This window comes from Marinobacter sp. ES-1, assembly GCF_000475255.1.
In the GTDB taxonomy this organism is placed as follows: domain Bacteria; phylum Pseudomonadota; class Gammaproteobacteria; order Pseudomonadales; family Oleiphilaceae; genus Marinobacter; species Marinobacter vinifirmus.
This window is the reverse complement of record NZ_AXBV01000041.1, coordinates 52,923-79,296: the sequence shown is the minus strand read 5'-3', so window position 1 is coordinate 79,296 and position 26,374 is coordinate 52,923. Positions and strand designations below refer to the sequence as shown.

At 60.5% G+C, this 26,374-nt stretch carries 26 protein-coding genes and 1 tRNA gene; 14 read left to right on the top strand and 13 right to left on the bottom strand.

Going from position 1 to position 26,374, the window contains the following annotated elements:
• Positions 1–109: 109 nt before the first annotated feature.
• The 7 genes from Q668_RS07985 to xdhA are packed head-to-tail and all read right to left on the bottom strand — an operon-like array spanning position 110 to position 8,213.
• The gene (locus tag Q668_RS07985) at positions 110–1,312 is read right to left on the bottom strand and encodes a urate hydroxylase PuuD (RefSeq protein ID WP_022989084.1); all 1,203 of its coding nucleotides are present in this window, start codon (positions 1,310–1,312) and stop codon (positions 110–112) included.
• Between the two features lie 4 nt (positions 1,313–1,316).
• Complete coding sequence (guaD, locus tag Q668_RS07980) at positions 1,317–2,696, bottom strand: guanine deaminase (RefSeq protein WP_022989083.1); 1,380 nt, start codon at positions 2,694–2,696, stop codon at positions 1,317–1,319.
• 5 nt (positions 2,697–2,701) lie between these two features.
• Positions 2,702–3,037: a hydroxyisourate hydrolase gene (gene uraH / locus Q668_RS07975; RefSeq protein WP_022989082.1), complete on the bottom strand. Its 336-nt coding sequence runs from the start codon at positions 3,035–3,037 to the stop codon at positions 2,702–2,704.
• A complete protein-coding gene (uraD, locus tag Q668_RS07970; protein ID WP_022989081.1) occupies positions 3,034–3,534 on the bottom strand; it encodes a 2-oxo-4-hydroxy-4-carboxy-5-ureidoimidazoline decarboxylase in 501 nt (166 codons plus the stop codon). The genes uraH and uraD overlap by 4 nt, the downstream gene beginning before the upstream one ends.
• The gene (gene xdhC, locus Q668_RS07965) at positions 3,531–4,394 is read right to left on the bottom strand and encodes a xanthine dehydrogenase accessory protein XdhC (protein WP_022989080.1); all 864 of its coding nucleotides are present in this window, start codon (positions 4,392–4,394) and stop codon (positions 3,531–3,533) included. The genes uraD and xdhC overlap by 4 nt, the downstream gene beginning before the upstream one ends.
• Positions 4,391–6,745 (bottom strand): xanthine dehydrogenase molybdopterin binding subunit, encoded by a 2,355-nt coding sequence (gene xdhB, locus Q668_RS07960; protein WP_022989079.1) that lies wholly within the window; start codon positions 6,743–6,745, stop codon positions 4,391–4,393. The genes xdhC and xdhB overlap by 4 nt, the downstream gene beginning before the upstream one ends.
• Positions 6,738–8,213, bottom strand: a complete 1,476-nt coding sequence (gene xdhA / locus Q668_RS07955; protein ID WP_022989078.1) for a xanthine dehydrogenase small subunit — start codon at positions 8,211–8,213, stop codon at positions 6,738–6,740. The genes xdhB and xdhA overlap by 8 nt, the downstream gene beginning before the upstream one ends.
• A gap of 235 nt (positions 8,214–8,448) precedes the next feature.
• Here xdhA and Q668_RS07950 point away from each other — a divergent pair, with 235 nt between their 5' ends.
• The 9 genes from Q668_RS07950 to Q668_RS07910 all read left to right on the top strand — a co-directional run bounded on the left by Q668_RS07950 (position 8,449) and on the right by Q668_RS07910 (position 16,994).
• Complete coding sequence (locus Q668_RS07950; RefSeq protein WP_036219471.1) at positions 8,449–9,987, top strand: ABC transporter ATP-binding protein; 1,539 nt, start codon at positions 8,449–8,451, stop codon at positions 9,985–9,987.
• Entirely contained in the window at positions 9,971–11,080 is a 1,110-nt protein-coding gene (locus Q668_RS07945; protein WP_036219510.1) for an ABC transporter permease, read from the top strand. The genes Q668_RS07950 and Q668_RS07945 overlap by 17 nt, the downstream gene beginning before the upstream one ends.
• Position 11,081: 1 nt before the next feature.
• Positions 11,082–12,002 (top strand): ABC transporter permease, encoded by a 921-nt coding sequence (locus Q668_RS07940; RefSeq protein ID WP_022989075.1) that lies wholly within the window; start codon positions 11,082–11,084, stop codon positions 12,000–12,002.
• 59 nt (positions 12,003–12,061) lie between these two features.
• Complete coding sequence (locus Q668_RS07935; RefSeq protein ID WP_036219507.1) at positions 12,062–12,838, top strand: outer membrane protein OmpK; 777 nt, start codon at positions 12,062–12,064, stop codon at positions 12,836–12,838.
• A 69-nt stretch (positions 12,839–12,907) separates the two neighbouring features.
• Positions 12,908–13,579: a TetR/AcrR family transcriptional regulator gene (locus tag Q668_RS07930; protein ID WP_022989073.1), complete on the top strand. Its 672-nt coding sequence runs from the start codon at positions 12,908–12,910 to the stop codon at positions 13,577–13,579.
• Positions 13,576–14,532 (top strand): allantoinase PuuE, encoded by a 957-nt coding sequence (gene puuE, locus Q668_RS07925; RefSeq protein WP_022989072.1) that lies wholly within the window; start codon positions 13,576–13,578, stop codon positions 14,530–14,532. Before Q668_RS07930 ends, puuE begins: the two co-directional genes overlap by 4 nt.
• Positions 14,525–15,547: an allantoicase gene (gene alc, locus Q668_RS07920; protein ID WP_022989071.1), complete on the top strand. Its 1,023-nt coding sequence runs from the start codon at positions 14,525–14,527 to the stop codon at positions 15,545–15,547. Before puuE ends, alc begins: the two co-directional genes overlap by 8 nt.
• Positions 15,544–16,053 carry an ureidoglycolate lyase gene (locus Q668_RS07915; RefSeq protein ID WP_036219469.1) on the top strand — a complete coding sequence of 170 codons (510 nt, stop codon included), beginning with the start codon at positions 15,544–15,546 and terminating at the stop codon, positions 16,051–16,053. The genes alc and Q668_RS07915 overlap by 4 nt, the downstream gene beginning before the upstream one ends.
• Entirely contained in the window at positions 16,050–16,994 is a 945-nt protein-coding gene (locus Q668_RS07910) for an isopenicillin N synthase family dioxygenase (RefSeq protein ID WP_022989068.1), read from the top strand. The genes Q668_RS07915 and Q668_RS07910 overlap by 4 nt, the downstream gene beginning before the upstream one ends.
• 96 nt (positions 16,995–17,090) lie before the next feature.
• On the opposite strand, the gene Q668_RS07905 is transcribed toward Q668_RS07910, so the two are convergent.
• From Q668_RS07905 to Q668_RS07890, 4 genes are all read right to left on the bottom strand, one after another.
• Positions 17,091–17,167 (bottom strand) — tRNA-Val (locus Q668_RS07905).
• 43 nt (positions 17,168–17,210) lie between these two features.
• Entirely contained in the window at positions 17,211–18,170 is a 960-nt protein-coding gene (locus Q668_RS07900) for a DMT family transporter (RefSeq protein ID WP_022989067.1), read from the bottom strand.
• Positions 18,171–18,271: 101 nt separating this feature from the next.
• On the bottom strand, positions 18,272–18,874 hold the full coding sequence (locus tag Q668_RS07895) for a YceI family protein (protein WP_022989066.1): 603 nt from the start codon (positions 18,872–18,874) through the stop codon (positions 18,272–18,274).
• Complete coding sequence (locus tag Q668_RS07890; protein ID WP_022989065.1) at positions 18,855–19,598, bottom strand: CDP-alcohol phosphatidyltransferase family protein; 744 nt, start codon at positions 19,596–19,598, stop codon at positions 18,855–18,857. The genes Q668_RS07895 and Q668_RS07890 overlap by 20 nt, the downstream gene beginning before the upstream one ends.
• A gap of 111 nt (positions 19,599–19,709) precedes the next feature.
• Here Q668_RS07890 and Q668_RS07885 point away from each other — a divergent pair, with 111 nt between their 5' ends.
• The 4 genes from Q668_RS07885 to Q668_RS07870 are packed head-to-tail and all read left to right on the top strand — an operon-like array spanning position 19,710 to position 23,939.
• Complete coding sequence (locus Q668_RS07885) at positions 19,710–20,690, top strand: zinc-dependent alcohol dehydrogenase (protein ID WP_022989064.1); 981 nt, start codon at positions 19,710–19,712, stop codon at positions 20,688–20,690.
• Between the two features lie 12 nt (positions 20,691–20,702).
• Positions 20,703–21,101, top strand: coding sequence for a 6-pyruvoyl trahydropterin synthase family protein (locus Q668_RS07880; RefSeq protein ID WP_022989063.1), 399 nt, complete (start codon positions 20,703–20,705; stop codon positions 21,099–21,101).
• Positions 21,088–23,007 carry a glycosyltransferase family 4 protein gene (locus Q668_RS07875; RefSeq protein WP_022989062.1) on the top strand — a complete coding sequence of 640 codons (1,920 nt, stop codon included), beginning with the start codon at positions 21,088–21,090 and terminating at the stop codon, positions 23,005–23,007. The genes Q668_RS07880 and Q668_RS07875 overlap by 14 nt, the downstream gene beginning before the upstream one ends.
• The gene (locus Q668_RS07870) at positions 22,992–23,939 is read left to right on the top strand and encodes a lysylphosphatidylglycerol synthase transmembrane domain-containing protein (protein ID WP_022989061.1); all 948 of its coding nucleotides are present in this window, start codon (positions 22,992–22,994) and stop codon (positions 23,937–23,939) included. Before Q668_RS07875 ends, Q668_RS07870 begins: the two co-directional genes overlap by 16 nt.
• Here the strand turns inward: Q668_RS07870 and Q668_RS07865 are convergent, their stop codons facing one another.
• On the bottom strand, positions 23,940–24,812 hold the full coding sequence (locus Q668_RS07865) for a RibD family protein (protein ID WP_022989060.1): 873 nt from the start codon (positions 24,810–24,812) through the stop codon (positions 23,940–23,942). It abuts the gene before it with no gap.
• 119 nt (positions 24,813–24,931) lie between these two features.
• Between Q668_RS07865 and Q668_RS07860 the strand changes: the two genes are divergently transcribed.
• Positions 24,932–25,348: a helix-turn-helix domain-containing protein gene (locus Q668_RS07860; RefSeq protein WP_022989059.1), complete on the top strand. Its 417-nt coding sequence runs from the start codon at positions 24,932–24,934 to the stop codon at positions 25,346–25,348.
• A gap of 18 nt (positions 25,349–25,366) precedes the next feature.
• Here Q668_RS07860 and galU read toward each other — a convergent pair whose 3' ends face one another.
• Positions 25,367–26,203, bottom strand: a complete 837-nt coding sequence (gene galU, locus Q668_RS07855; protein ID WP_022989058.1) for a UTP--glucose-1-phosphate uridylyltransferase GalU — start codon at positions 26,201–26,203, stop codon at positions 25,367–25,369.
• Between the last annotated feature and the right edge of the window lie 171 nt (positions 26,204–26,374).

The window sequence follows — 26,374 nt, the reverse complement described above, 5'->3', positions numbered from 1 at the left end:
GACCACATGGTCTATTTTGTTGGCTTCCGGGCTCCACCGGGTGTTAAGAGAGTGCCCTGAAATGGCGCTCCGGCCTGGCCCTGTGGACCAAACCGGTGCCGCCAGGGCGTTATTGGCCAGCGTTATCCAGCCAGCCCCCCAGTGCGGTACGCTCCTGCTCGGTCATGCCGCTGGTATTGCCCAGGGGCATGTAATGGGTGCGGACGGCTGCCTGCTGCACCCGGGCGGAATGGGCCAGCAGGTCAGCCAGCTGTTCCAGTACGATGCCGGCAGGCGGTGCCTGAAAGGCCGGATGCGCCGGCTCTCGGGCATGGCAGGCGGTACAGTGCTGGCGGAGCAGACCGGAAACCTCGGTATCGGTAGCCACAACACGTTCAACAGCGGCGTCAGAATTTCGGTTGTCAGGGGCGAGAACCCATACCAGAGCCAGGGTCAGGAAGGCCGAAAACACCAGTATTCCGGGCTTATGGATGCCCCGGTGTTTCAGGTTGAAATAGTGCCGGGCAAAGGCGGTGATAAAACCGATGGCCGCCAGAATGGCCCAGCCTTCGGGGTGGCCATACAACATGGGGTAGTGGTTGCTGATCATGATGAACAGCACCGGCAGGGTCAGGTAATTGTTGTGGGTGGAACGCAGCTTGGCGAGGCCTGCCAGCCGGGCAACCTCCGGCCCCGGTGTTTTGCCCTCGCGAACCGCGCTCACCAGGGCGCGCTGTGAGGGCATGATGCCCAGAAACACGTTGGCTACCATCAGGGTGCCGATCATCGCTCCGATATGAATGAACGCGCCCCGGCCACTGAAGATCTGGAACAGGCCCCAGGCAGCAAACACCAGAAGTGCGTAGAGCAGGGCGCCGAACAGCTTGCCATTGCCGGCCAGCCGGCTGCGGATCATCAACTCATAAATGCCAAGCATCGCGGCGATACTGGCCAGCCCGAGGGCGGCGCCGGTGCCGGCACCGAGATCGGCTTTAGCCGGGTCCAGCAGGTAGCCGGGGCTGCCCAGGTAGTAAACCAACAGCAGCAGGGCCATGCCGCTGAGCCAGGTGCTGTAGGCTTCCCATTTGAACCAGTGCAGTTCCCTGGGCATCTGCTCCGGGCCCAGCTGGTATTTGGCCACTTCGTAAAAGCCACCGCCGTGTATGGCCCAAAGATCACCCTTGATGCCCCTGGCTTGCTTCCATTCCGGCGGCTCGCGCAGGTTGTTGTCCAGCCAGATAAAATAGAAAGATGCGCCAATCCAGGCGACGCCGGCAATCACATGAAACCAGCGAATAACCAGCCCAATCCATTCGGTGAGATACGCCTCCATAGGGTCAGGCTCCTGTTGCCGTTAAAGAAAGGGGGGCAGGTTGTTCGTCTGCGTCAGGGCGCTGCCAGAGAAGCTGGCCGGCGACGGCAGTTGCGGCAATGGCCCGGTCATCGCCCAGAATCATCAGGTCAAAGAGCAATTCCTGCAGACTTTGGCCGGCACGGTGTTTCATCGCCGTGATGGGTGCGCCAAGCGGGTCCAGAACCACAAAATCGGCCTGGTTACCGGGGCGGAAATTACCGGTCTGGTCTTCCTGCTGCAGAACCCTGGCATTGCCCAATGTGGCCAGATAGAAGGCCAGCCAGGGTGTCAGTGTCTGGCCCCTGAGCCGGCACACCTTGTAGGCCTCTGCCATGGTGGCCAGCATGGACAGGCTGGTGCCGCCGCCGACGTCTGACGCCAGCCCGACCTGGACACCGGCAGCGCGGGCGGCGCCCAGGTCGAACAGGCCGCTGCCCAGGAAGGTGTTAGAAGTGGGGCAGAAAGCGATAGACGCGCCGGTTTGCGCCAGCCGCTGGCGATCCTGGTCGCCAATGTGGATGCCGTGGGCAAGCACCGTATTCCGGCCCAGCAAACCATAGTGGTCGTACACATCCAGATAGCTCTGACGCTCCGGGAACAGTTGCCGGGTGAGCTCGATTTCACCAGTATTCTCAGCCCAGTGGGTCTGGATCAGGGCGTCCGGGAATGCCTGTGCCAGTTCACCAGCCAGCTGCAGTTGTTCCGGGCTTGAGGTAATGGCAAATCTGGGGGTGATGGCGTAGCGAAGGCGACCGCGGTTGTGCCAGCGTTTGGCCAGTTCGCAGCTGTCCCGATAACTTTCCCGGGCTGTGTCGGTCAGGTTCGTCGGCGCGTTCCTGTCCATCATGACCTTGCCGGCGGTCAGGGCCATGCCCCGGCTTTGTGCGCCCTCAAACACCGCATCAACCGAGGCCGGGTGCGAGGTGCAGAACACCAGGGCAGAGGTGGTGCCATGGCACAACAGCAAATCCAGAAACTGGCTGGCTTCGGCCCGGGCCCAGTCGGCCTGGCAGAACCGGGCTTCATGGGGGAAGGTATAGGTCTCCAGCCAGTCCAGAAGCTGGGTGCCATAACTGGCCATCACCGCCAGTTGCGGCATATGCACATGGGTGTCGATAAAGCCCGGCATAATCAGGCCCTCGGGCCAGTGCCGGATATCGGCCCCGCCGGGCAGGCGTGATATGAGTTCGGGGGCCGGCCCCGTGGCCAGTACCCGGCCCTGGTGAACGACCAGCAGGCCGTCCGGGTAGTACTCGTAACTGTCAGGTTCGGGCTCGGGGGCGTTGCCCGGGTCGTTGAGAAAATGGAGGATGTTGCCCCGGTAAGCCTGGCATCCCGCCGGAAACGCAAGTAATGGGTCCACGTCTATCAGCTCCCCCGGTAAGTGGAATAGCCCCACTGGTTCAACAGCAGGGGCACGTGGTAGTGGCTATCGGTATCAGCAATGGTGAAGTCGATAGCCACTTCCGGGTAGAAGCAGTCCAGTTTGCGCTTGTGATACCAGTCGCCGGTGGCAAAGCGCAGCCGGTAATGACCGGAATCGACCGGGCCGGATAACCATGAGGTGATCCGGCCATCCTGGTCGGTAGCGCCTTCGGCCATGAGTTCGGGGCCGCCTTCGATGATCCGTTCCAGCACAACCAGAACCCCTGCGGCCGGTTTGCCGCTGCCGATATCGAGAACGTGGGTGGTGATCGGGCTCATAGCAGTTTCTCCAGTCGTAATTCGGTAATTTTTGCCTGCTCGTGCGCGGCGTTCTGCAGCTCTTCAGCCCGTGTGTTATTGAGACGCTGTTCCAGCAAGGCCAGCATCTCCTGGGCAGTTTTGCCGGTGGCGCAGACAATGAAAATGAACCCGAACTTGTCCAGATAAGCCTGGTTGCCAGTGCTCAGTCTTTGCAGGGTGTCTTCATCCGCCTGCCGGGTGCCGGCCTGTTCGTCGCCGGCCAGGGTGCGGGTGCTGGCGTATTTTTTCCGAAGGCTGTCCAGGTTGCCGATTCTGGGGTGGGCATCGAACGCCTGCAGCCAGTCGGCTTCCGTCAATATCGGCCAGAGTTGCCGGCACGCGGCGTAGAGGCTGTCGCGATCCATGAAAGGGCGGGCGTTGAGCATGCCTTGCACCCAGGTCTCTGCTGCACAGCAGTTCCGCAGCAGCGGTTCTGCCTCGGTTGCTGGCAGTTGATTGAATTGGCCAAGGTTCATAAAAGGAGGTCTCCGGTTTCTTTTTCGGGCAGCAGGCCTTTGAGTTGCTGCCAGGAAATGCCCCGTTTGGGCGCGGGGTTGCCAGGCTCTGCCGTCAGGGTGAGCAGTTCGGCCATGATGGAAACCGCTACTTCCATAGGGCGTTTGCCCGGCACGTCGGACCGCCCCACAGGACAGCGGATGCGGGCAATATCGGTATCCGAAAAGCCGCGATGGGCCAGGCGCTGACGAAAACGTTCGGCCTTGGTGGCAGAGCCGATCAGGCCGATACCGGCGGGGGTACCGGCCGTGAGCAGAGCCCGGCAAAGCTCGAAATCCAGGTGGTGATTGTGGGTGACAATCAACACCTGTTGCTGGTTGCACAGTTCAGGCGCATCGCCGGCGGGGTCATCGGTGTGGTGAATCCGGACATTGGCCGGTGGTCCGGCTGGAAACTGTTCTGGTCGCGGGTCAACCCAGGTAACGCGCCAGGGCAGTTCCGCCAGGATGGTCACCAGGGCCCTGGCCACGTGGCCGGCGCCAAAGATCACCAGTTGTTGCTGGCTGCCCGGATGGATTTCCAGAAGCACCGACACACTGCCGCCGCAGCACTGGCCAAGGCTTGCGCCCAGGGGAAAATGCGCCAGTTCGCTCTGGTAAAGCCCCTTGGCCAGACGCTCCCGGGCCTGCTGGCAGATGCGGTGCTCCAGATGGCCGCCGCCAATGGTGTCGTAACAGTGTTCTCCGGTGATCACCATTTTGGTGGCGGGCTCCCGCGGTACCGAGCCGGTCACACCCAGCACGGTCACCAGGGCATAGGGCTCACCACGCTGCTCACAGAGGGCGACCGCCTGGTGCCAGTTAAGGGGCGTTGCCATCATTGTCCGTTCTCCTGTTGGTTTACCCAGCGCCGGGTTTCGGTAACGGCATTCAGTACACGTTCCGGTGTGGCCGGCGTGTCCAGTGGCGGGCTGAAGCGGTAGTCGCTGAGGCTGGATACCGCGTCGCGAAGCGCGCTCCACACTGAAATGCCAAGCATGAACGGGGGTTCGCCCACGGCTTTGGAGTGGAATACCGTGGCTTCGTGGTTGGGGCTGTCTTTCAGCAGCGCTACCCGCAGGTCTGGCGGGCAATCGGAAACGGCGGGAATTTTGTAGGTGGCTGGGCCGGTGGTCAGTAACCGGCCTTCGGCGCTGTACACCAGCTCTTCCGTGGTGAGCCAGCCCATGCCCTGAATGAAGCCGCCTTCAATCTGACCCATGTCGATGGCCGGGTTCAGGGAGCGCCCGGCATCGTGGAGAATGTCGGTACGCAGCACCCGGTATTCACCAGTCAAGGTGTCGACTACGACCTCGGAGCAGGCGGCACTGTTGGTGTAGTACAGAAACGGCCGGCCCTGACCGGCGTCGTGGTCATAGTGGATCTTCGGTGTGGCATAGAAGCCGCTGGAGGACAGGGATATCCGGTGCATGTAGGCGGTCTGGATAAAGTCTTCCCAACTCAGGCAGTGGTCTCCGATATGAACCTGGTTAGCATGGAACCGCACGTGCTCTTCCGGCACATTCCAGTGGGATGAAGCAAAGGCGGTCAGGCCACCCAGTATCTTTTCGCAGGCATCAAGCGCAGCCATGCCATTGAGGTCGGAACCGGAAGAGGCCGCCGTGGGGGAGGTGTTCGGTACCTTATCGGTGCGGGTAGCGGAAACCTTGACCCGCGCCACGTCCACCTGAAAGGCGGTTGCGACCACCTGCGCTACCTTGATGTACAGGCCCTGGCCCATCTCGGTACCACCGTGATTTACCTGAATGCTGCCATCGGTGTAGATGTGCACCAGTGCACCGGCCTGGTTCAGGTGTTTTGCGGTAAAGGAGATGCCGAACTGCACCGGGGTCAGCGCCAGCCCGCGTTTCAGCACCGGGTTGCGGGCATTCAGGGCAATGATTTCCTGGCGCCGCTGGCGGTAAGCGGAGCTGCGTTCCAGTTGTGCGATCAGTTCCGGCAGCACCTGTTGTTCGATGGTCTGGCCATAGTGGCTGACATCGCGGCCGGGGCCGAACAGGTTGAGTTTGCGGATATCCAGGGGGTCTTTGCCCAGATGGCGGGCAATGTCGTCCATGGCCTGTTCGATGATCATCATGCCCTGGGGGCCACCAAAGCCCCGGAACGCGGTGTTTGATACCGTGTGGGTCTTGCACCGGTGGCCAACCACCCGGGCCTGGTCCAGGTAGTAGGCGTTGCAGGCATGGAACATGGCCCGGTCGACAATGGCATCTGAAAGGTCCGGAGAATAACCGCAGCGCCCGGCCACCATAAGGTTCGCGCCTTTGATCAGCCCCGAATCGTCAAAACCGATGTGGTAGGTGTTGAAGAAATCATGGCGTTTGCCGGTTTGCACCATGTCGTCTGAGCGTGACAAACGGTATTTGACCGGGCAGCCCGTCACCCGGGCCAGCAGAGCGGCCACACAGGCCAGCGGTGCTGCCTGGGTTTCCTTGCCACCAAAGCCGCCCCCCATGCGGCGTACTTCGGCCTGCACGCAATGGATGGGCAGGCCCAGCACTTCGGCCACCAGCTTCTGCACCTCACTGGGGTGCTGGCTGGAGGTATGGACGAACATGCCGCCATCTTCGGTGGGCTCCACCAGGCAGGCCTGGCCCTCCAGATAAAAGTGCTCCTGACCGCCGATGTGTTGCTGGCCTTTAAGCTGGTGGCGGGCGCCGGCGATGGCCTGGTCCGGGTCACCCCGTTGCTGGCGCCGGCCCGGCCGCACAAACAGCTGCTGCTCCAGGGCATCCTGAACGGTGATGACGGCATCCAGTGGCTGATACTTCACGATGGCTTTGCGGGCCGCTTTGCGAGCCGCCTCGTGGCTGGTGGCGGCAACGGCGAACAGGGGTTGGCCAATGTGTTCAACCGTGTCCTGGGCCAGTACTGGATCGCCGGGGAACACCGGGCCGATATCCAGGTGGCCGGGTACATCGGCAGCGGTAATGACCGCGACAACGCCGGGGCTGGCAAGAACCCGGGACAGGTCCATCTCCAGAATCCGGGCATGGGCCTGTTCGCTATGGCCCACGGCCGCGTGCAACAGGCCTTCCGGTGCTGGCAGGTCATCGATATACCGGGCCTGGCCACTGGTATGCAGCCAGGCACTGTCGTGTTCGACGCCGGTGCCCACTACGCCCAGAGCGCTGTGGGCCGGGGTGGGGGTATTGAGCGGAAGTTTACGCATAGTCGGTCACCATGAGCGGGGTATCCCGGTGATGCAGGTCGGAGTTTTCGAGTAGTGCCCTGTAAAGCAGATTGCCCGCGACCTGTAACCGGTAAGCGGAAGAAGCCCGCACGTCGGTCAACGGGGAGAAGTCGTCGCTCAGCGCTTTTATAGCCTGCTCAACAGAACGCTGATTCCAGGGTTTGCCCAGCAGCGCGGCTTCTGTAAGGCGTGCGAGGGCAGGGGTTGCGGCCATACCGCCGTAGGCGAGCCGGCAATCCTGAACCACACCGTTCCGAAGGGTCAGCCGGAAAGCTCCGAGCACCGCGGAGATATCGTCATCGAGCCGTTTTGAAACCTTATAGATGAACAGGCGCTGGTTGGGCTCGGGAACGGGGATGTGGATGGAATGGATAAACTCGCCGGGCTGCAGGTCGGTTTGCCGGTAGCCCTTGAAGAACTGTTCTGCCGGGAGTTCCCTGGCCCCCTCCGGGCCTTCCAGTTCCAGGGTGGCATCGAGCGCTATCAAGGCGGGCGGCATATCGCCAATGGGGGAGGCGTTGGCAATGTTGCCGCCGAGGGTGCCCCGGTTGCGCACCTGCAATGAGCCCAGCCGTTCCAGCAGATGGTCAAAGGCCGGCCAGAGCCCGGACAGCTGGCTGTGGAACTGCCGGTAGGGGGTGGCTGCACCGACCACCAGGTGGTTTTCTTCCAGCTGGCAGCCATTCAGTTCCCGCACCCGCTCCAGGCTGATCAGCTTGGGCAGGGGTTTCAGCTGTTGGGTGATCTCCAGCACAAGGTCCGTACCTCCGGCAATCAGCCGGGCATCCGGGTGAGCGCGCAACAGGCGTTTGAGCTGAGGCAGGGTTGCCGGGGCGTAGTATTGATTGCCGTTCCGGGCTTCCAGACTGGTCATCGAGGTGTCGTCAGCCGTAGCGAGCCCATCCGCTTGATCGGCCCTGGCCAGATACCGGGCAGGGTGGTTATCGGACCCTGGTTGCCAGCTTTGCACCAGCGCCTGCCGGCCGGCTTCCATGATCGGCCGGTAGCCGGTACAGCGACACAGGTTTCCGGCCAGGGCCTCCATCAGTTTGTGGTCGTCGGCGTCGCCCGGTGCAGATTCGCTGTGCAGGGCAATCAATGACATGACAATGCCGGGGGTGCAAAAACCGCACTGTGCACCGTGGCAGTCCATCAGGCTCTGCTGAACCGGGTGTGCCGGCTGTTCCCGAAAGGCTTCAATGGTCAGCAGGTGTTTGCCCTGCAGGCTGCCAATCAGGGTGATACAACTGTTAATGGCTTCATAGCGAATTTGACCGTTATTGTCTGGCGCCCCGGTAATCACGGTGCAGGCGCCGCAATCTCCGGAGCCGCAACCTTCCTTGGTGCCGGTAAGCCGCTTTTTGGTGCGTAGCCACTCCAGAATGCTCTGGTTTGGGTCGGCCTGGTCAATTTTTTCGGCACGGCCGTTGAGAACAAATTCGATCACCTTGGTCTCCGCTTCTGCTGTCTGGAAAGGGGATTCCGGGGCCTTGCACTTATAAGGCGGGCGCCCGGATCAGGTTCTTTTCCAGAGCTTCTGCAAAAAGCTGACCAACTGGTTAGCTCTGCTCAAATCGAGCACCAATTCATTTTTGGCAAGGTTATTGCTCAGCTACCAAATGTTGATTGGTTGGTCAGATTCTTTATGGCCGGACCTGACCCAGACTACGAGGAGACCGGGAATGGCAGTTTCTGCTCAGAGGTTAAATCTGCAGGGGATCGTGAAAGATTACCCGGGGTGTCGGGCTAACGACGGCGTAGACCTTACTGTGGGCGCCGGCGAGATCCACGCCCTGCTGGGGGAGAATGGCGCGGGCAAAAGCACGCTGATGAAAATCATCTATGGCGTGGTTCAGCCGGATGCCGGTCGTATTGTCTGGAATGGCCACCCGGTGACAGTGGAGAACCCGGCCCGAGCCCGGCAACTGGGCATAGGCATGGTCTTTCAGCACTTCTCTCTGTTTGAAACCCTGACTGTGGCGGAAAACATTGCGCTGGGCCTGCCGGCAGACGAGGTTCGCGACCGGGGCGCACTGGAGCAGCGTATCCGGGAGGTGTCCGAACACTATGGGATGGCCCTGGACCCCCGGCGCTTTGTCAGCACCTTGTCTATGGGGGAGCGGCAACGGGTGGAGATTGTCCGCTGCCTGGTTCAGGAAAGTACCCTGCTGATTCTGGACGAACCCACCTCGGTACTCACCCCCCATGAAGTGGCCACACTGTTCAAAACGTTGCGCAAACTGGCAAGGGACGGCTGCAGCATTCTGTTTATCAGTCACAAGCTGGAGGAAGTCAGGAGCCTGTGCGATCAGGCCACGGTGTTGCGCCAGGGCCGGGTGAGCGGACATTGCCAGCCGAAAGACTTATCTGCCTCAGACATCGCCCGCCTGATGGTGGGCGACGATACCCCGATTGCAACCCAGGTCAGCGCTGCCCAACCCGGTGACACCCTGCTGCAGGTGCAGGAGCTGAGCTGGCAAACGGGTGACCCTTTCGGCACCAGCCTGAAGAACATCGGTTTTTCCTTGCGCGCTGGCGAGATCGTCGGCATTGCCGGGGTGGCCGGAAACGGCCAGGAGGAACTGCTCAAGGTTTTGTCCGGAGAGATCACCCTCAAGGGCGAGGCCATTCGTTTCACCGGCGAGGCGATTGACCGCCTGCCTCCCGGGGCACGGCGAGCCCGGGGGCTGGCTGTGGTGCCCGAGGAGCGGCTGGGCCGGGGTGCAGTGCCGGTGATGTCGCTGGCCGACAATGCGTTGCTGACCGCTGCAGGGCAGGGCCTGGTGCGGCGTGGTGTGATTCGGCGGCAACGGGTTCGGGAGTTTGCCAGAGACGTCATTTCACGCTTTGGCGTGCGCTGCTCTGGCGAGCAAAGCAGCGCCTCGAGCTTATCCGGCGGCAACCTGCAGAAATACATCCTCGGCCGCGAAGCCTGTCAGTCACCAAGGCTTCTGGTGGCCTCCCACCCAACCTGGGGTGTGGATGTGGGCTCGGCGGTGGCTATTCATCAGGCGCTGGTAAAACTGCGCGATGAGGGCGCCGCCATCCTGCTGATTTCAGAAGACCTGGATGAGCTCTACCAGCTCTGCCACCGGATGGGCGCGATCTGTAATGGCCGTCTGTCACCACTGGCCCCGGCCTCTGAGTTGAGCATCAATCAGTTGGGGCAGTGGATGGCAGGAAACTTCGAGGTGGAGGAGCTTGCTGATGCTGCAGCTTGAGCGCCGCCCTGAAGCCTCTACCACCCTGCGCTGGTTATCGCCTCTGCTGGCCCTGGCCCTGACGGTCGCAACCGGCTTCCTGTTATTCCTCGGCATGGGCAAAGACCCGATCCAGGCCCTGACCTTCTTCTTTATCACGCCGATCAGTGACCTCACCGGACTTGCCGAGCTGGGCCTGAAAACCGCGCCTTTGTTGCTGTGTGCCGCCGGGCTGACGGTCTGCTTCCGGGCCAGAATCTGGAATATCGGTGCCGAGGGCCATTTCCTGATTGGCGCGGTGGCTGCCAGTGCTGTTGCGGTTTCGGTGGGGGATGCCGGTGGATTCCTGGTTTTGCCGGCGGTTCTGCTGGCGGGCATCGCCGGTGGTATGGCATGGGCGTCGATTGCCGCGTTTCTCAAGACCCACCTGAATTGCAACGAAATCCTCACCACCATCATGCTCAATTACATCGCCCTGAACCTGCTGCTCTATGCGGTGCACGGGCCCCTGAAAGATCCCTACGGGTTTGGTTTTCCCCAGTCGGTGATGTTTGCCGATGCGGCTTTGTTGCCAGCGTTGATTAACGGCACGCGGCTGCACATCGGCCTGGCCTTCGGGTTGCTGGCGGCTGTCGCAGTATGGGTGCTGTTTGCCCGCAGCTTCATCGGCTACCAGTTGAACGTGGTGGGTGAGGATCATCGGGCGGCGGCGTTTGCCGGATTTAGCGCCAGACGGCTGACCTGGTTCGCGCTGCTGGTTGGTGGTGCAACTGCGGGGCTGGCTGGCGCCGCGGAAGTGACCGGGCCGATCGGGCAGCTGGTGCCCCAGGTGTCGCCGGGCTATGGCTACACCGCGATCATCGTGGTGTTTCTGGGCCGGATGCATGCCCTGGGCATTATTGCCGCCAGTGCCTTGCTGGCTCTGACCTTTATTGGCGGCGAGATGTTGCAGATTGCCATGAACATGCCCAAGGCGGTGACCGCCATGTTCCAGGGAATGCTGCTGTTCTACCTGCTCACCTGCGATGCCTTTATTCACTACCGGATTCGTTTTCGCCGGCCTTTACCGGCAGGCCTGTCCCAACCCGCCGCCCCGGCCGGCCAGGAGCTCTGATATGGACCTGTTGACCAACATTCTTGCCGCCACGGTGGTGGCCGGCACCCCGCTGCTGCTGGTGGCCCTGGGCGAACTGATCTGTGAGCGCTCCGGCGTTCTCAACCTGGGGCAGGAGGGCATGATGCTGATGGGCGCGGTGGCCGGGTTCATCGCGACCTTGTCTACCGGCAGCCTGGCCGCCGGGGTTGTTGTCGCCATGCTGACCGGGCTGGCGATGTCGATGTTGTTCGCCGTTATGGCAGTGACCCTCTCCGCCAACCAGTACGCCGCCGGGCTGGCGTTAACCATCTTCGGCACGGGCCTGAGCGCCTTCGTGGGTGCCGGCTTTGTCGGCCAGTCCATCGAGGGTTTTGAAAAAATTGCGATCCCCCTGTTGAGTGATCTTCCAGTGCTGGGTCGGGCGCTCTTCACCCAGGATTTGCTGGTGTATTTTTCCTGGCTGGTGTTTGCAGGTGTTGCTCTGTTCCTGCGCTTCAGCCGCGGCGGCCTGGTTCTGAGGGCCGTTGGGGAGTCGCCAGGTGCGGCCAACGCCAATGGCTTGCGGGTACTCACCGTGCGTTACCTTGCGGTGGCCTTTGGCGGGGCCATGGCCGGCCTTGCCGGTGCCTATCTGTCGCTGGCCTACACCCCAATGTGGACCGAGAACATGACCTCAGGCCGGGGCTGGATAGCGCTGGCGCTGGTGGTGTTTGCCAGCTGGCGCCCCGGGCGCTTGCTGTTGGGTGCTTACCTGTTCGGGGCGGCCTCCATTCTTCACCTGGTGCTGCAGGGGCTGGGCTGGCGCAGCCCCACTGAGTTGCTGGCGATGCTGCCCTATGTGGTCACCATCCTGATGCTGATTCTTTTGTCGTTCGATCCGGTACGCACCCGGTTGAACACCCCGCTGTCTCTTGGCCAGCCCTACCGGCCGGGACATTAACTAAAACGATGTACTGCTAACAACCGATGACCCAAAAAAGTAACCAGAGAGGCTATGCCATGAAAGCACTTCGGAAAACCCTGATCGCAAGCTGCGTTGCTGCAGCCTGTTTTGCGCCTGCTGCCCACGCCGAGAAGTTCTTCGGTGGCTCCAGTATCTCCATCCTGCACAGTGCCGATTACCAGGGCGTTCAGTTCGACGCCGGTGGTAACGGGGGAATGGAATACGAGGCGACCTACTTTACGTTCGAGAACGTGACCGCTCACAACTGGGGCGGCACCTTCTTCTTTATCGACCGGGACCAGCCTCAGGGAGACCTTGAAGGTACCGACAACGTTTACGGCGAATTCGCGCCCAATATCAGCGGCAGCTGGCTGACAGGCCAGGACTTGTCGTTCGGGCCGGTGAAAGACATCACCCTGGCCGGGCAGTATGAATTTGGCGGCGGTACCGAGGCAAACAACTACATGTACGGTTTCGGCCTGGCGTGGGACGTGCCTGCGTTCCGTTACTTCACTACATCTTTCTACTACGTTGATAACAGTGAGATCAGTGATGACTGGCAGATGACGGTCACCTGGGGCCTGCCGTTTGATGTGGGTGCGGCGAAATTCCTGGTGGATGGTTACATCGACTGGTCCACCTCGGCCAGTGATCACGAGTCCGAGTTCCAGTTCACGCCCCAGATCAAGCTGGACGTGGGTAACTTCATGGGCAACCCGGGCGTGCTCTACGCCGGTATTGAGTACCAGTACTGGAACAACAAGTTTGGCCTGAACGAGACGCTGGTAGACACCCAGAGTTCAGTCAGCGCACTGGTGAAATTCCACTTTTGATCCATTTCAGGAGTCCATCGGAATGGAAAGGGTGGACTCCTGAATCACCGGACAACAAGTGAGTGAACCATGACCAGATCACTGTCAGTGCAGCAGAACACATCTGAAGCGGGCCGGAGCTACCGGCCTGGCCGGATCCGGGAGCGGAACCGGGAAGCCATTCTGCAGGCGGCCGAGCAGGAGTTTGCCCTGCACGGTTACAAGGGCACCACCATCCAGAATATTGCTGAACGGGCCGGCTTGCCGAAGTCCAACGTGCTTTATTACTTCAGCAACAAAAAACGCATGTACAGCGCCATGTTCGACGACATTCTGCTGCGCTGGAACAAAGTATTCTCGGAAATAAAACCGGACGATGATCCGGCTACGGCACTGGAAACCTTTATTCGCACCAAGGTGAACATGTCGCAGCAATACCCGCTAGCGTCACGATTGTTTGCCATGGAAATCATTCAGGGCGCGCCCTTCTTGCTCGACCACCTGCGCACCAACATGCGCGAGTGGGTGCGGGGCAGGGCGTCGGTAATCCAGCACTGGATTGATGAGGGCAGGATGGCGCCGGTGGATCCGGTACAGCTGATTTTCCTGATCTGGTCGTCGACCCAGCATTATGCCGATTTTCAGGTGCAAATCCTGATGGTGGAAAACAAGGCAGAGTACGAGCCAAGGGACTTCGAGCATGCCGCGGATTTTCTTGTTGACGTTATTCTCAGAGGCTGTGGCCTGGAGCGACCTGGATGAATGAAGGTAAAACCTACCCAAGGGATATGCGCGGTTACGGTGAACATCCGCCCCACGCGCAGTGGCCCGGTAACGCCCGTATCGCGGTGCAGTTTGTGTTGAATTACGAAGAAGGCGGTGAGAACTGCGTGCTGCACGGCGACGAGCACTCGGAAACCTTTCTGTCCGATATCATCGGCGCCGCTCCCTATCGTGACCGGCACCTGAGCATGGAATCGCTCTATGAGTACGGCTCCCGGGCCGGTGTCTGGCGGGTATTGCGGGAGTTTCGGCGCCGCGGGCTGCCGCTGACCGTATTCGGTGTGACCATGGCCATGGCCCGAAATCCGGAAGTGGTCAGAGCGTTTATTGAAGACGGCCACGAAATCGCCTGCCATGGCATGCGCTGGATTCACTATCAGGAGATGAGTGAGTCCGAAGAGCGGTGCTATATGCAACTGGCCATAGAGCAGCATCAGGCACTCACCGGCGAGCGCCCGTCAGGCTGGTATACCGGCCGTGACAGCCCCAATACCCGGCGGCTGGTGGTCGAGGCGGGCGGTTTCCTGTACGACAGCGATTATTACGGCGATGACCTGCCTTTCTGGACACAGGTGATCGACTCTGCCGGCACACAGCAGCCTCACCTGGTGGTTCCCTACACCCTTGAAGCCAATGATATGCGCTTTGCCTCGCCCCAGGGCTTCAATACCGGCGAGCAGTTCTTCCAGTATTTAAAAGACAGTTTCGATGTGCTGTACGCCGAAGGGCTGGAAACACCGAAAATGCTGTCGGTGGGGCTGCATTGCCGGTTAATCGGGCGGCCGGGAAAATTCCGCGCCTTGCAGCGATTTCTGGATTACCTCGAACAACACGACCGGGTGTGGGTGTGCCGCCGGGTCGACATCGCCCGGCACTGGCGCGCGCACCATCCCTTTGAGTTTCAACCCACCAAGAGTATCTGCCATGACTGATATAGTGATTGCCCCGGTACCGGAAGGCCCGGAGTTTGCCCGGCAGGGCCTGAACCTGGCGGACAGTTCTCTGGGGGCCGAAGTTCTGGAAGTCACCGACGAGTTTTTTGCACCCCGGGCGCGAATGCTGGCACCTGGGCCGGCCGCTTTCTACCCCGATCGCTACGATGACCACGGCAAGTGGATGGACGGCTGGGAAACCCGCCGGCGCCGGACCACCGGCCACGACTGGTGCATTGTGCGGCTGGCCATGCCGGGGGTACTGACCGGCGTGGACTTTGATACCAGTTTCTTTACCGGCAACTTCCCACCGGCGGCATCACTGGAAGCCTGTTACAGCCCTGCAGCTGTGCCTGATGGCAACAGCGAGTGGATTCCCCTGGTGCCGGCTACCGAGCTTGCCGGCAACGATCATCGGTTCTGCGCCATCACTTCTGACCAGCCCTGGACCCACGTGCGTTTGCACATCTACCCGGATGGTGGGCTTGCGCGCCTGCGGGTTTATGGCAGGCCCTGGATGGACTGGCGCCGGGCAGCCCCCAACCAATCCATCAACTTGCTGGCGCTGGAATGCGGTGCTGACCAGGTGGCCTGGAGCGACGCCCACTATGGTGAACCCCGAAAGCTGCTGCGCCCCGGGCGGGGCATCAATATGGGCGACGGCTGGGAAACACGGCGTAGGAGAGAGCCAGGCAACGACTGGTGCATTCTGGCCCTCGGCCACAAAGGCATTGCGGAAAGCCTCGAGGTAGATACAGCTCACTTCAAAGGCAACTTTCCGGCCGCCTGCTCGGTACAGGCAGCCTGTGTGGAAGCCGGGGAGGGCACGGCGGCGTCGCTGATCACCCAGAGCATGTTCTGGCCGACCTTGCTGGAGCCCCAACCCCTTGAGGCCGACGCCATACTTAAATTCACGGACCTCAAGGAACTTGGAGCCATTACCCACATCCGCTTCAACATGATTCCTGATGGCGGGGTGAGTCGGGTGAGGTTATTCGGGAAGCCGGTTTTGTGAGCGTGTTACGACGAATAGCGGTTGAGCGGCTCACCCGCGAAGCTTTTGAGCCCTTCGGTGATGTCATTGACACTCACGGCCCGGCACCTTTGTTGATCAATCAGGGGCGCACCGAGCGTTTCCACCGGCTGGCGGGTATAGAGTGCCTGGGCCATGGCGCCCGGGCCATTCTCTCCATTTTCCGGGGCCAGCCGCTTTTACCGCTGGAAATCCACATGATGGAACGACACCCCCTCGGGAGCCAGGCATTTGTGCCAATGAACGGTGGAGATTTCCTGGCGGTGGTGGCGCCCCCCGGCGACTTTAATGAAACGGAGGTTCGGGCTTTTTGGGCCAGGGGCGGGCAAGGCGTGAACTACCGGCCGGGCACCTGGCACGCGCCGCTACTGCCGCTGGCGGCTGACTCCGATTACCTGGTGGTGGATCGCGCCGGCCCGGGCGTTAACTGCGACGAAGTGCTGCTGAACACCCCCATACAACCGGTTTTGCCTGAGGAAGGTTCATGAATGAGTTACCTGTGATTTCACTACAAGGTTTGCGGAGCCCGGACCTGACCGAGCGCCAGGCAACGGCGGCAGAACTGGGGCGGGCCTGCAGGGATATCGGCTTTTTTTACGTCAGTGACCACGGCATCCCGGCGGAGGTCTGTGAGGGCGTATTTGATCTGGCCAGGCAGTTATTCCAGTTGCCAGCCGAGCAGAAGCAGCAGATGTCGATCAAGCGGTCGCCACACAATCGCGGCTATGTGGCGCTGGCGGATGAAAGATTGAACCCGCAAGCCGGCGCAGACCGGAAAGAGGCCTTTAATATAGGCACTGATTTCCCTGAAGATCACCCGGATGTACTGGCAGGAAAGCCGTTCCGGGGTGTTAATTTCTGGCCACCGATTGAGGGCTGGAAGGCCGGGGCGCTGGATTACTTTGCGGAATGCTTGGCGCTTGGCCGGTTGATCCATCGCGGCTTCAGCCTGGATCTCGGGCTGGCTGAAGACTTTTTCGAACCCCACCTGAAGCAGCCAATTGCAACCCTGAGAATGCTGCGTTATCCGCCGGGTTCGGATGTGCATGCCCGGGAAGATGCGGGGGCAGGCACTCATACCGATTATGGCAACATCACCATTCTGGCGACGGACGGTGTAGCGGGGCTTCAGGTGCGCAGCCGACAAGGGCACTGGCTGGAAGCTCCCCATGTTCCAGGCGCGTTTGTCTGTAACATTGGTGATTGCCTGATGCGCTGGACCAACGATACCTATCTTTCGACACCACACAGGGTGAAGGCGCCAGAGCGGGAACGCTATTCAGTGGCCTTCTTTCTGGAAGTGGACCCGGATGCGGTGGTGGACCCCCGGGATGTAAAGCCGAACGAAGCGCCCAAATATGAGCCGATCACCTGTTCGGACTATCTTGCGGGAAGGTTGAATGCCACCTATGAACACAGGAAGGGGTGATGTTTACTTTTTGGTGACCAAGCCGGGGAGTTGCTGCAGAAACAAAAAAAGCCAGTGCTTACGGGAATCGTAAGTGACTGACTTTTCAGGCAAGATTGGTAGGACCACGCGGATTCGAACCGCGGACCTCTACCATGTCAAGGTAGCGCTCTAACCAACTGAGCTATGGTCCTGTCTCGCAACGGAGACGAAATATACGGATTTCGCGGGGGCTGGTCAACCTCTTTGAGGCTGATTTTTGGCTTTCAGCAGGCCTTTGATGGCGCGGCTCAGGGCGCCCCAGCGGTTCACCAGCAGTGCTGCGAAGATCAAACCGCAACCGGCCATTTGCAGGGCGGTCATGCTTTCGCCAAACCAGGCGGTGGCGAACAGTGCTACCCACACCGGTTCCAGTACCAGTATCACCACTCCGTGGCTGTGTATCGAAAGGCTCTGGGCATAGGTTTGCAGCAGAAAGCGCCCCGCAGTGGCGACGACTGCGCTGGCCAGTACCCATACATAAAGCATGGGTGGCGGGTTGGTCAGGGTAGGTGCCCAGGGCTCGCTGATGGCGGATTCAGCCAGGGTAACCAATCCCACGGTCAGCAACGCCATGGCCGTTAGCGGTAATGCCGGTACTTTCTGTTTCTGGATGGTTTCGCCGCGCTTGTTAACCACGGTGCGCTGGTTGGCGGCCCGGGTATTCAGGGTGAAATACAACGCGAAGATGAACGCTGCGGCCACGAAATAGAGTTGTCCGGGGTCTGGCCGGAAGCCGTTTTCCAGGGAAAGCAATGCCAGGCCGGAGACGGCGATGGGGATGGCCAGCCAGGTGCTGATGGGTTGTGGTTCGCCAAATACCAGTCGCGCCAGTACCGGCACAATCACCACACCCAGGCTGGTCAGAAAGGCACCTTCGCCCATGCTCTCGGCGTGGAACAGGCCCATAATCCAGCAAGTCATCGCGATGCCGAACACGGCGCCCACGCCAACGGCGCGGCCAAGCTGGTCTGCGCTCAGGCGCAGGAGTGACGGCAGGGCGATCAGGGCCAGCACACTGCCTGCGATCAGAAACCGGGCTGCCATAAACATTAACGGTGGCATCATCAGCACCGCTTCTTTGGAGAACATCCAGCCGAATGCTGCGAACAGAGTAACGACAACAAGCAGCAGATCGGATTTGTGGGCGTCAGACATGATCGAACCAGGCCAGCTGTATGGGAAAGGTTGATCAATCTATCGTTAGGGTACTAAAAAATAAAGCAGCGAAAACCGAGGGGTAGCAATTCGCACAATGATCAAAACCAGCCACCGTCTTTAATAGCTTCAAAACCGAACCGGAGCGTTACTTCATCGCCCACCATGCCGTTGTCGACGCCGTAGGTCATACCCCAGTCGCTGCGCTTGATGACGGTTTCGGCGCTGATGCCCAGCGTGTACTCCTCATGGCCGAAGGGGTACTCCGCCGATTTGTTCAGGGTTACGTCTACATCCACGGGGCGGGTCTGGCCCAGGAGGGTCAGGTCGCCGGTTACGGTGCCGGTGTTGTCTTCGTTTTTTTCAAAGCCGGTGACCACAAAGGTGATCTCGGGATGAGCTCCGGCGTTCAGGAAGTCCTTGTTACGCACGTGGTCATCACGTTTTTCGTGGTTGGTGAACACGCTGGCGGCTTTGAACATCAGTTTGCCTGAGCTGAGCTCTCCGGTTTCCTCGTCGTATTCAAACGCTCCTTCAACGTCCCGGAACAGGCCCATAACCGGGGCATAGCCCACGTGCATGATTTCGAAACTCATGGAGAAATGCTCTTCATCCACCACAAATTTAGCGGGCGCCGCTTGCAGGGCCAGCGGCAGGAGCAGAAGGGCAGAGGCGGTGATTGCTTTAAGGTTTGGCAGAGTCATGGTTGTGTCTCCGTTGATAGAGCCAGCGAACGTCCACAAAAAACGACCAGGCAAGCAGCACAAGCGCAAGCCCGAGGGTGAGGCTGGCAAAAACCGGTGGAATGATGGGAATAACAGCGACCATCAGGGTAACTACCTGCCAGACACAAACCGTTTTGCGGCGAAAACTGTCTGGCAGGTTGGCGTTGAGCCAGGCAAAGCCAAGGCTGGCGGCGATAAAGGCATAGCGCATAAGGCCGAGGGCCAACCCCCAGGTGCCGGCTTTATCGAGTGCCAGTACGGCAAGGCACAGCCCGAGGATAAACAGCGCGTCGAGTTCCATATCAAAACGGGCACCGAATTCGCTGTGGCTGCCAGTGGCGCGGGCGACTTTGCCATCCACGCCATCCAGAATCAGGGCTCCCAGGCTGAGCAGTGCGTAGGTCCACAACGCCGGAGCCGGCTGCCCGCCGAGATAGGGTGCCCAGGCGATCAGTGCCAGTACAATAACCGAACGGGCGAGGGTAGCCCGATTGGCCCACCCAAAAGGCTTTCGCCCCGGCCAGTAACGAAGAATCAGTGCGCCCTGGACTGCATACAGCACAGCACTGAGAGCAAGAAAGCCGGCGGGCAGGCTGAATGCCAGTTGCAGGGTTAAGGCCAACACAAAAAGTGTGAAGCCCCCAACAACGAGGTCTTTCGCTGTGGTGGATGTGGGCGTGGTTGTGGTGCTGATGGAATCCATACACCGTTGCGTCCGTATAGCCTGTAAGTGGCGTGAGCAAGGCCCCGTTTTGTAACTATAGTTTGGGGATACGGTTTTTGCGTACGCAGCCAATCAGAAAATGGACTCTTCATGCAACTAAATAAGAACGAAGGCTTTTGGATAACCGGCTTTCAGGCATCGGAACTCCGGCCGGCTCCGGAGCCGGAGCGCTCTCAACCAGGCTCCGGGCAGGTGGTGGTTCAGGCCCTTTATTCGGCGATCAGCCGGGGGACTGAATCTCTGGTGTACAACCAGCGGGTGCCGGTCACCGAGCACCAGCGTATGCGGGCGCCGTTTCAGGAAGGGGATTTTCCCGGGCCGGTGAAGTATGGCTACGCCAGTGTTGGCGAGGTGCTGAACGGGCCAGCCGATTTGCAAGGCCAACGGGTGTTCTGCCTCCACCCGCATCAGCGGCGTTATTCTGTGCCGGCCGAGGCCGTTATTCCGCTGCCTGCCGCTGTGCCGCCGGCCAGGGCGATACTGGCCGCCAATATGGAAACAGCGGTCAACGGCGTTTGGGATGCCCAGCCGGCGGTCGGGGACCGCGTTGCCGTGGTTGGCCTGGGTGTGGTGGGGCTGCTGGTGGCATGGTTGGTTAGCCGGATTCCCGGTGTGGAACTGCTGGCCATCGACCCGAACGGGCAACGGCAGGCAGTGGCCGAACGGCTGGGCTTTGCTTTCTCCACTGAACCGGATATTGCCGATTGTGACCTTGTGATCCACGCGTCCGGCCAACCGGTGGGGTTGGCGACGGCATTGGCCCTGGCGGGGTCAGAAGCACGGGTAATTGAACTCAGCTGGTATGGAGACCAACCCGTTCAGGTACCCTTGGGGCAGACCTTCCATCCCGGGCGCCTGACGCTGAAATCCAGCCAGGTTGGCCAGCTGCCGCCGGAACGGCGCCCGCGCTGGGATCATCGCAGGCGGCTGGCGCTGGCCCTCGAGTTATTGGCTGCCCCGGAGCTGGATGTTCTGATCAGCGGTGAGTCGCGTTTTGAAGCGCTTCCAAAGGTGGCGGCCGATATACTCAGGCCCGGTGCCGATGCACTTTGTCATCGCATTGTTTACTAGAAGGAAAATCCGATGTTCAGTTTGACCGTTCGCGATCACATGATGATCGCCCACAGCTTTAACGGAGATATTTTCGGCCCGGCCCAGGGGCTGCACGGTGCCACCTATGTGGTAGACGTCACCTTCGAGCGCCATGTGCTCGACAGCAATGACCTGATTGTCGACATCGGCCAGGCTTCGGAACTGCTCAAAGAAGTGCTTTCTGAATTTAACATGAAGAACCTGGATGACTTGCCCGAACTTGCCGGACGCAACACCACCACCGAGTTCATGGCCAAGGTGGTGTTTGATCGCATGGCTGCTGCCATTCATGCCGGCCGGTTGGGCGAAGACGGTAAGGGTGTGGTCAGCCTGAAAGTAACCCTGGGCGAATCCCATATTGCCTGGGCCAGCTACCATGCCGGTATCTGAACTCTGGTTTGTGGTGCCCGGAGACCCTCAACAGAACACCGGGGGCTACCGGTATGTACGCAAACTTGCTGAGGCCCTGGCGGACGCAGGATTGAAGGTTCACCTTGATGGGCTGGAGGGCGAGTTCCCCCGGCCGGATAGCACCGCTATCGATGCCATGGATCGCTATTTGAAAGCGTTGCCAGAGGGAACCGCCGTTGTTCTGGACGGCTTGGCGATGGGTGGAATGCCCGAGGTGCTGGAGCGCCACCGGAAGCGGTTAAAGCTGATGGCGCTGGTGCATCACCCATTGGCAGACGAAAGCGGGCTGTCAGCCGCCGAACAAGCCTGGCTGAAAGATGCCGAGACGCGCGCTCTCGCCTGCGTTTGCAAGGTGTTCACCACCAGCTATTACACGGCCCGCAGGCTGGCTCATTATGGGGTGCCGGCCGCCTCGGTGACTGCGGCTTTGCCGGCAGTGGATGACGAATTCTTTGCCCTGTCGACGGCTCCGGTGCCAGCGCGAAACCCAGCAGATCCTGTGCAGATCCTGTGTGTGGGGCATTTGTCCCGTCGCAAGGCCCAGCACCAGTTGGTGCTGGCGCTGGCTGAGCAGGCAACGGATGCCTGGTTTTGTACCCTGCTTGGCAGCGATCAGAGAGATTCGATGTATTCGGCAGAGGTGAAGGCGCAGGTACATGCATCGGGGTTGGCCGGTCGTATTCGCCTGACCGGTGAGGTCTCAGAAACCGGGCTGTGGAATGCCTATCAGCAGGCTGACCTGTTTGTGCTGCCCTCGGAGTATGAAGGTTATGGCATGGTGGTGGATGAGGCCCTGGCCTGCGGCCTGCCAGTGCTCAGCTCCGATGGTGGCGCACTGAGGGAAACCGGTGCCCGTTCGGGTGTGCAGCTGTATCCGGCGGGTGACATTGCTGCACTTGGGCAGGCTCTGGCGAGGTTGCTTGAGAACCCCGACGAACTGGCGCGCCTGAGAGCCGGAGCCCGTGAAAGCCGGGCAAGGATACGGCGCTGGCGAGACACCGCCGGGGACTTCCTGGCTGGCCTTGAGAGCGAACAAAATGCAGATCCTGCTCGCTTTGATGATCACTGGCTGCGGGCCAGGGAGCCGGCGGATCACAGGGCAAGAAACCCGAAACTCACAGACCAGCTGGCGGCCTGGCTACAGGTTCGCCAGTATCGTTATCAGCGCACCCGGGACACCGTCAGGCCCCTTCAACTGGTGGATGTTGGTACTGGCCGGGGGTCGAACCCAGTGTACCTTGCGCCCCGCCTGCCCGGGCCGCAGCACTGGGCCCTTATCGAGCCCGACGGCAGCCTGGCCGGCACCGCGGCGGAGCGGGTTCAGGGTACCGGTGTATCGGTCAGCTTAAGGACAGAAAGCCTGTCGGCAAGCAATATGCAGGATGAGCTGCCGGCAGATGCAGACCTGGTCTGTGCTTCGGCATTGATTGACCTGGTCAGTGACGAATGGTTGCAGGCTTTGGTACGTGCCGTGGTTGCCCGCAATGCGGCTGTTCATGTTGTGCTCAGCTACAGTGGGCGCTTTGAGCTTTCACCGGTGCACCCGTCAGACGACAGGCTCCGGGCGTTGGTCAATCAGCATCAACATGGCGAGAAGGGCACCGGTGCCGCACTGGGGCCAGATGCCACCCGCCGGCTGCGGGCCGTGCTGGTGGCCAGTGGCTACCAGGTGTCTGTAGCGCCCAGCCCCTGGCAGCTGGATTCGGGCGAGCAGGATCTGGCGCTTTTGTTAATGACGGGCTGGGCCAAGGCCGCGACCGAACAACAGCCTTCGGCAGGGGCAGAAATCAACCGCTGGCTCCATGCCCGAAAACAGCAACTCGCTGCCGGCGAGCTGCGAATTTCCGTCGAACACGAGGACTTGCTGGCATGGCCACCCGCCTGATCTTTCGATGGCTGGTTACGGTAGCCTTGCTTGGGCTGGTGTTGTCGCTATTGGATACCGGGGCGTTGCGAGCGTCCCTGGCCAGGCTTTCGGTACCGTTTATCGCCCTGATGCTGGCGGTATCGGTGGCACAGGTGGCGCTGTCGGCCTGGCGTTGGTGGTTCACCGCCCACCGGCTCGGGGTTTCCCTGAGCTATCCGGTGGCAATGCGTGAGTACTATCTCGCCGGCTTCCTGAACCAGGTTTTGCCGGGCGGCGTGATGGGAGATGTGAACCGTGCCTGGCGGCACGCCCGCGCCCCGGTGGTTGAGCCGCTATCTGGCAAGGCCACCAGGGCTATCGTCCATGCTGTGATGCTGGAGCGCTTGTCTGGCCAGTTGGTGCTGTTGCCGGTGGCAGTGCTGGCGACGGCGGCGCTGTGGCTGAGTGGCCGGTTTGAACTTCAGGCTGCTTACGCTGGAACGTCACTTAGCGCTGGGGCCGGCATGTTGGCTCTGGTGCTGGCTGCTGTGGGTGCCTCCTTCATGCTTCGCCGGAAAAATGGAAGCAGGCTCCGGAGTTATTTGCGAAACCTGGGTGCAGATCTCCGGAAGGCTTTTTATGGCTGGCGCAATGCCTGCTTGCAGTGCCTGACCTCCCTGCTGGTGCTGGGTACTTACCTGGCGGTCTTTCTGCTTCTGGCGGCGGATATGGATGTCTTGGGGCAGGGCGTGTCACCCTGGGTGCTGGCCGGGCTTTGTGTACTGCTTTTGCTGGCGATGGCGGTGCCTGTCACCATTTCCGGTTGGGGTGTTCGCGAGGGCGCAGCCGCTTTGCTCTGGCCGCTGGCCGGCCTGCCTGCGGAGCAGGGTGTGGCCCTGAGTGTGGGCTATGGCGCTATGGTGTTTCTGGCCAGCCTGCCCGGCGCCCTGGTGCTGGTTTCCGGGCGTTGATCAGCTGCGGTCCGGGTGGAAAGACAAGTCAAACAACATATCGCTCCCCAAGTTTACCAGCTGCGCTTCCGGCCGCAGGGCCTCATCAAGCTGGTCAATCTCTGGCAGGGAAAAGGCCGGGCGGCCACTGCCAATAATCATCGGCGCCACCATCACATGCAACCGGTCCAGCAGGCCGGCCCGCAGAAACGACGACACAGTCACGCCGCCGCCTTCGATAAAAATCTTGCGCAAGCCAAGGTCCTGTAACACCTCGAGAATATGCTTGGGGTCGACCGGTTGCGTGTCGCTGCTGCTGCCCAGGCAGGGCACCCGGGTGGCGGCACCGGGCTCTATGCGCTGCTGGCCCGGCTGATAGTGCCCGGCAACCAGGTGCAGGGTGGGGGCCGCTTTGTCGGTAAACAGGTGATGGCTTGCCGGTACCCGTTCGTGGCGGTCGATAACCACCCGTACCGGGTTCCGGCCGGGTGCACGGCGAACGGTCAGCCGGGGGTTGTCTGTGCTTGCAGTACCTGCGCCCACCACGACCGCATCACACAGGGCTCGAATTCGGTGTAGGTGGGTAATGCCGTCGTCGCCATTGATAAACCGGGAACAGCCGGTCACGGTGGCGATGCGGCCATCCAAGCTCTGGCCTAACTGGCCAATTACCCGGATGCTGCTGGCGTCTTCCAGCGGCCGGCACAGGGGCATGAATAAAGAAAACAGACTGTGCACCTGTTCGCTGACGGGTTGTACCAGCTCCCAGCTTTTGCCGTTGATTTTCAGGGCGGGCTGATCAGACCCTGGCGCCGGCAAGGTGATGTTGCTGCGGTTGGCGGCGTCGAGAATCAGCTGCCATGCGATGTCGGTGTCCAGTGCGTTCCTGACCATGGGCTACCTGCGTGTATGTTTGTTTTGATTTCAGTATAGGAACATTGTGTACAAAGCTGTAGGTACGCTACATTTTCAAATTGATTCACTTTTTCTCAAATTTTCAGGGGCATTGAGACATGCGCTACCTGCAATCGTTCAACAGGCGCCTGCGGCATGTAAGGGAGCAGGGGCAGCTGTCTTTGGCCGATGTTGCTGAAATCTGCGGGGTAGACGAGGCGCGGGTGCGCAGCTGGGAGGCGGAAGATGCCCGCCAGCGGGGCTTTCCCGGGGTTACCGAATTGCTGGATCTGTGTCTCAGAACGGAGACGCCCCTTGAACAGCTGCTCGATATGGAAGAGGCCGGAGACAGTGACCAGCTGGAGTTGCCAGGCCTGGCCTTCAGTAACAGTGATGACCTTTCGGTAGCGCTGCAGGAGCTGGAGCAGGAAATCAGCCGCGTTCAGCTGACAGACGGCGAGGCGGAACTGCTGCGCCGGTTCCGCAAGACAACAGACGATAACCGGCGCATGGTGCTGCAGTTGCTGGGGCGCTAGGCGCCCCGGATTCCGCTTTTAGTTCTCTTTCTTGTAGATGTTCTCGTAAACGTAGTTGGTGGCCTCTACAAAGCCATCAATGCTGCCGCAGTCAAAGCGCTGGCCCTTGAACTGGTACGCCAGCACACAGCCATTCTTCGCCTGCTCCAGCAGGGCATCGGTAATCTGGACTTCGCCGTTCTTGCCTGGAGGCGTGCGCTCCAGGATGTCGAAAATGTCCGGAGTCAGGATGTAACGGCCAATGATCGCCAGGTTGCTGGGCGCATCTTCCGGGGCCGGCTTTTCCACCATGTCGGTGATGCGGTACAGGCCGTCTTTCATGGACTCACCGGCAATCACGCCGTATTTGTGGGTTTCGTCCTGCGGCACTTCTTCGATCGCCACGATGGAGCAGCGGAACTGGTTGTACAGTTTCACCATCTGGGTCAGCACGCCGTCGCCGTCTTCCGGGCCCACGCAGAAGTCATCGGCCAGCACCACGGCGAACGGGTTGTCGCCCACCAGGTTGCGGCCGGTGAGGATGGCATGGCCCAGTCCTTTCATTTCACTCTGGCGGGTGAAAGCAAAGGTGTTGTTGTTGATCAGGTCCCGGATTGAGGTAAGCAGGCCTTCTTTGCCAGTGCCGGCAATCTGGTGTTCCAGCTCGTAGCTGATATCGAAATGGTCTTCGATCGCACGCTTGCCCCGGCCGGTTACAAATCCGAATTCGTGGATTCCGGCATCAGCCGCTTCTTCTACCCCGTACTGCACCAGCGGTTTGTTAACAACCGGCAGGATTTCCTTGGGCATGGCCTTGGTGGCCGGAAGAAAGCGGGTGCCGTAGCCGGCAACGGGGAACAGGCACTTCCTGATCATGTGGGCGTCCTTAGTATTGATCCGGTGATACACAGAAAATGATTCACAAGTCCGAGAGTTTACCGGACTTGTCGGGCAAGGGGGAGGGCGCGTGGGTGTTCCGGTAGCCCTGTGTAATAAAGGTCGCAGTCATTGTTAGCAAATAGTCTAACCAGAAAATCAGTATTGTTG

Bases quoted from the DNA above. Each gene is read 5' to 3' on its own strand.
- Q668_RS07985 (WP_022989084.1), bottom strand. From the start codon at position 1,312: ATGGAGGCGTATCTCACCGAATGGATTGGGCTGGTTATTCGCTGGTTT.
- uraH (WP_022989082.1), bottom strand. From the start codon at position 3,037: ATGAGCCCGATCACCACCCACGTTCTCGATATCGGCAGCGGCAAACCG.
- uraD (WP_022989081.1), bottom strand. From the start codon at position 3,534: ATGAACCTTGGCCAATTCAATCAACTGCCAGCAACCGAGGCAGAACCG.
- xdhC (WP_022989080.1), bottom strand. From the start codon at position 4,394: ATGATGGCAACGCCCCTTAACTGGCACCAGGCGGTCGCCCTCTGTGAG.
- xdhB (WP_022989079.1), bottom strand. From the start codon at position 6,745: ATGCGTAAACTTCCGCTCAATACCCCCACCCCGGCCCACAGCGCTCTG.
- Q668_RS07950 (WP_036219471.1), top strand. From the start codon at position 8,449: ATGGCAGTTTCTGCTCAGAGGTTAAATCTGCAGGGGATCGTGAAAGAT.
- Q668_RS07940 (WP_022989075.1), top strand. From the start codon at position 11,082: ATGGACCTGTTGACCAACATTCTTGCCGCCACGGTGGTGGCCGGCACC.
- Q668_RS07935 (WP_036219507.1), top strand. From the start codon at position 12,062: ATGAAAGCACTTCGGAAAACCCTGATCGCAAGCTGCGTTGCTGCAGCC.
- Q668_RS07930 (WP_022989073.1), top strand. From the start codon at position 12,908: ATGACCAGATCACTGTCAGTGCAGCAGAACACATCTGAAGCGGGCCGG.
- puuE (WP_022989072.1), top strand. From the start codon at position 13,576: ATGAATGAAGGTAAAACCTACCCAAGGGATATGCGCGGTTACGGTGAA.
- alc (WP_022989071.1), top strand. From the start codon at position 14,525: ATGACTGATATAGTGATTGCCCCGGTACCGGAAGGCCCGGAGTTTGCC.
- Q668_RS07910 (WP_022989068.1), top strand. From the start codon at position 16,050: ATGAATGAGTTACCTGTGATTTCACTACAAGGTTTGCGGAGCCCGGAC.
- Q668_RS07900 (WP_022989067.1), bottom strand. From the start codon at position 18,170: ATGTCTGACGCCCACAAATCCGATCTGCTGCTTGTTGTCGTTACTCTG.
- Q668_RS07895 (WP_022989066.1), bottom strand. From the start codon at position 18,874: ATGACTCTGCCAAACCTTAAAGCAATCACCGCCTCTGCCCTTCTGCTC.
- Q668_RS07890 (WP_022989065.1), bottom strand. From the start codon at position 19,598: ATGGATTCCATCAGCACCACAACCACGCCCACATCCACCACAGCGAAA.
- Q668_RS07885 (WP_022989064.1), top strand. From the start codon at position 19,710: ATGCAACTAAATAAGAACGAAGGCTTTTGGATAACCGGCTTTCAGGCA.
- Q668_RS07880 (WP_022989063.1), top strand. From the start codon at position 20,703: ATGTTCAGTTTGACCGTTCGCGATCACATGATGATCGCCCACAGCTTT.
- Q668_RS07875 (WP_022989062.1), top strand. From the start codon at position 21,088: ATGCCGGTATCTGAACTCTGGTTTGTGGTGCCCGGAGACCCTCAACAG.
- Q668_RS07870 (WP_022989061.1), top strand. From the start codon at position 22,992: ATGGCCACCCGCCTGATCTTTCGATGGCTGGTTACGGTAGCCTTGCTT.
- Q668_RS07865 (WP_022989060.1), bottom strand. From the start codon at position 24,812: ATGGTCAGGAACGCACTGGACACCGACATCGCATGGCAGCTGATTCTC.
- Q668_RS07860 (WP_022989059.1), top strand. From the start codon at position 24,932: ATGCGCTACCTGCAATCGTTCAACAGGCGCCTGCGGCATGTAAGGGAG.
- galU (WP_022989058.1), bottom strand. From the start codon at position 26,203: ATGATCAGGAAGTGCCTGTTCCCCGTTGCCGGCTACGGCACCCGCTTT.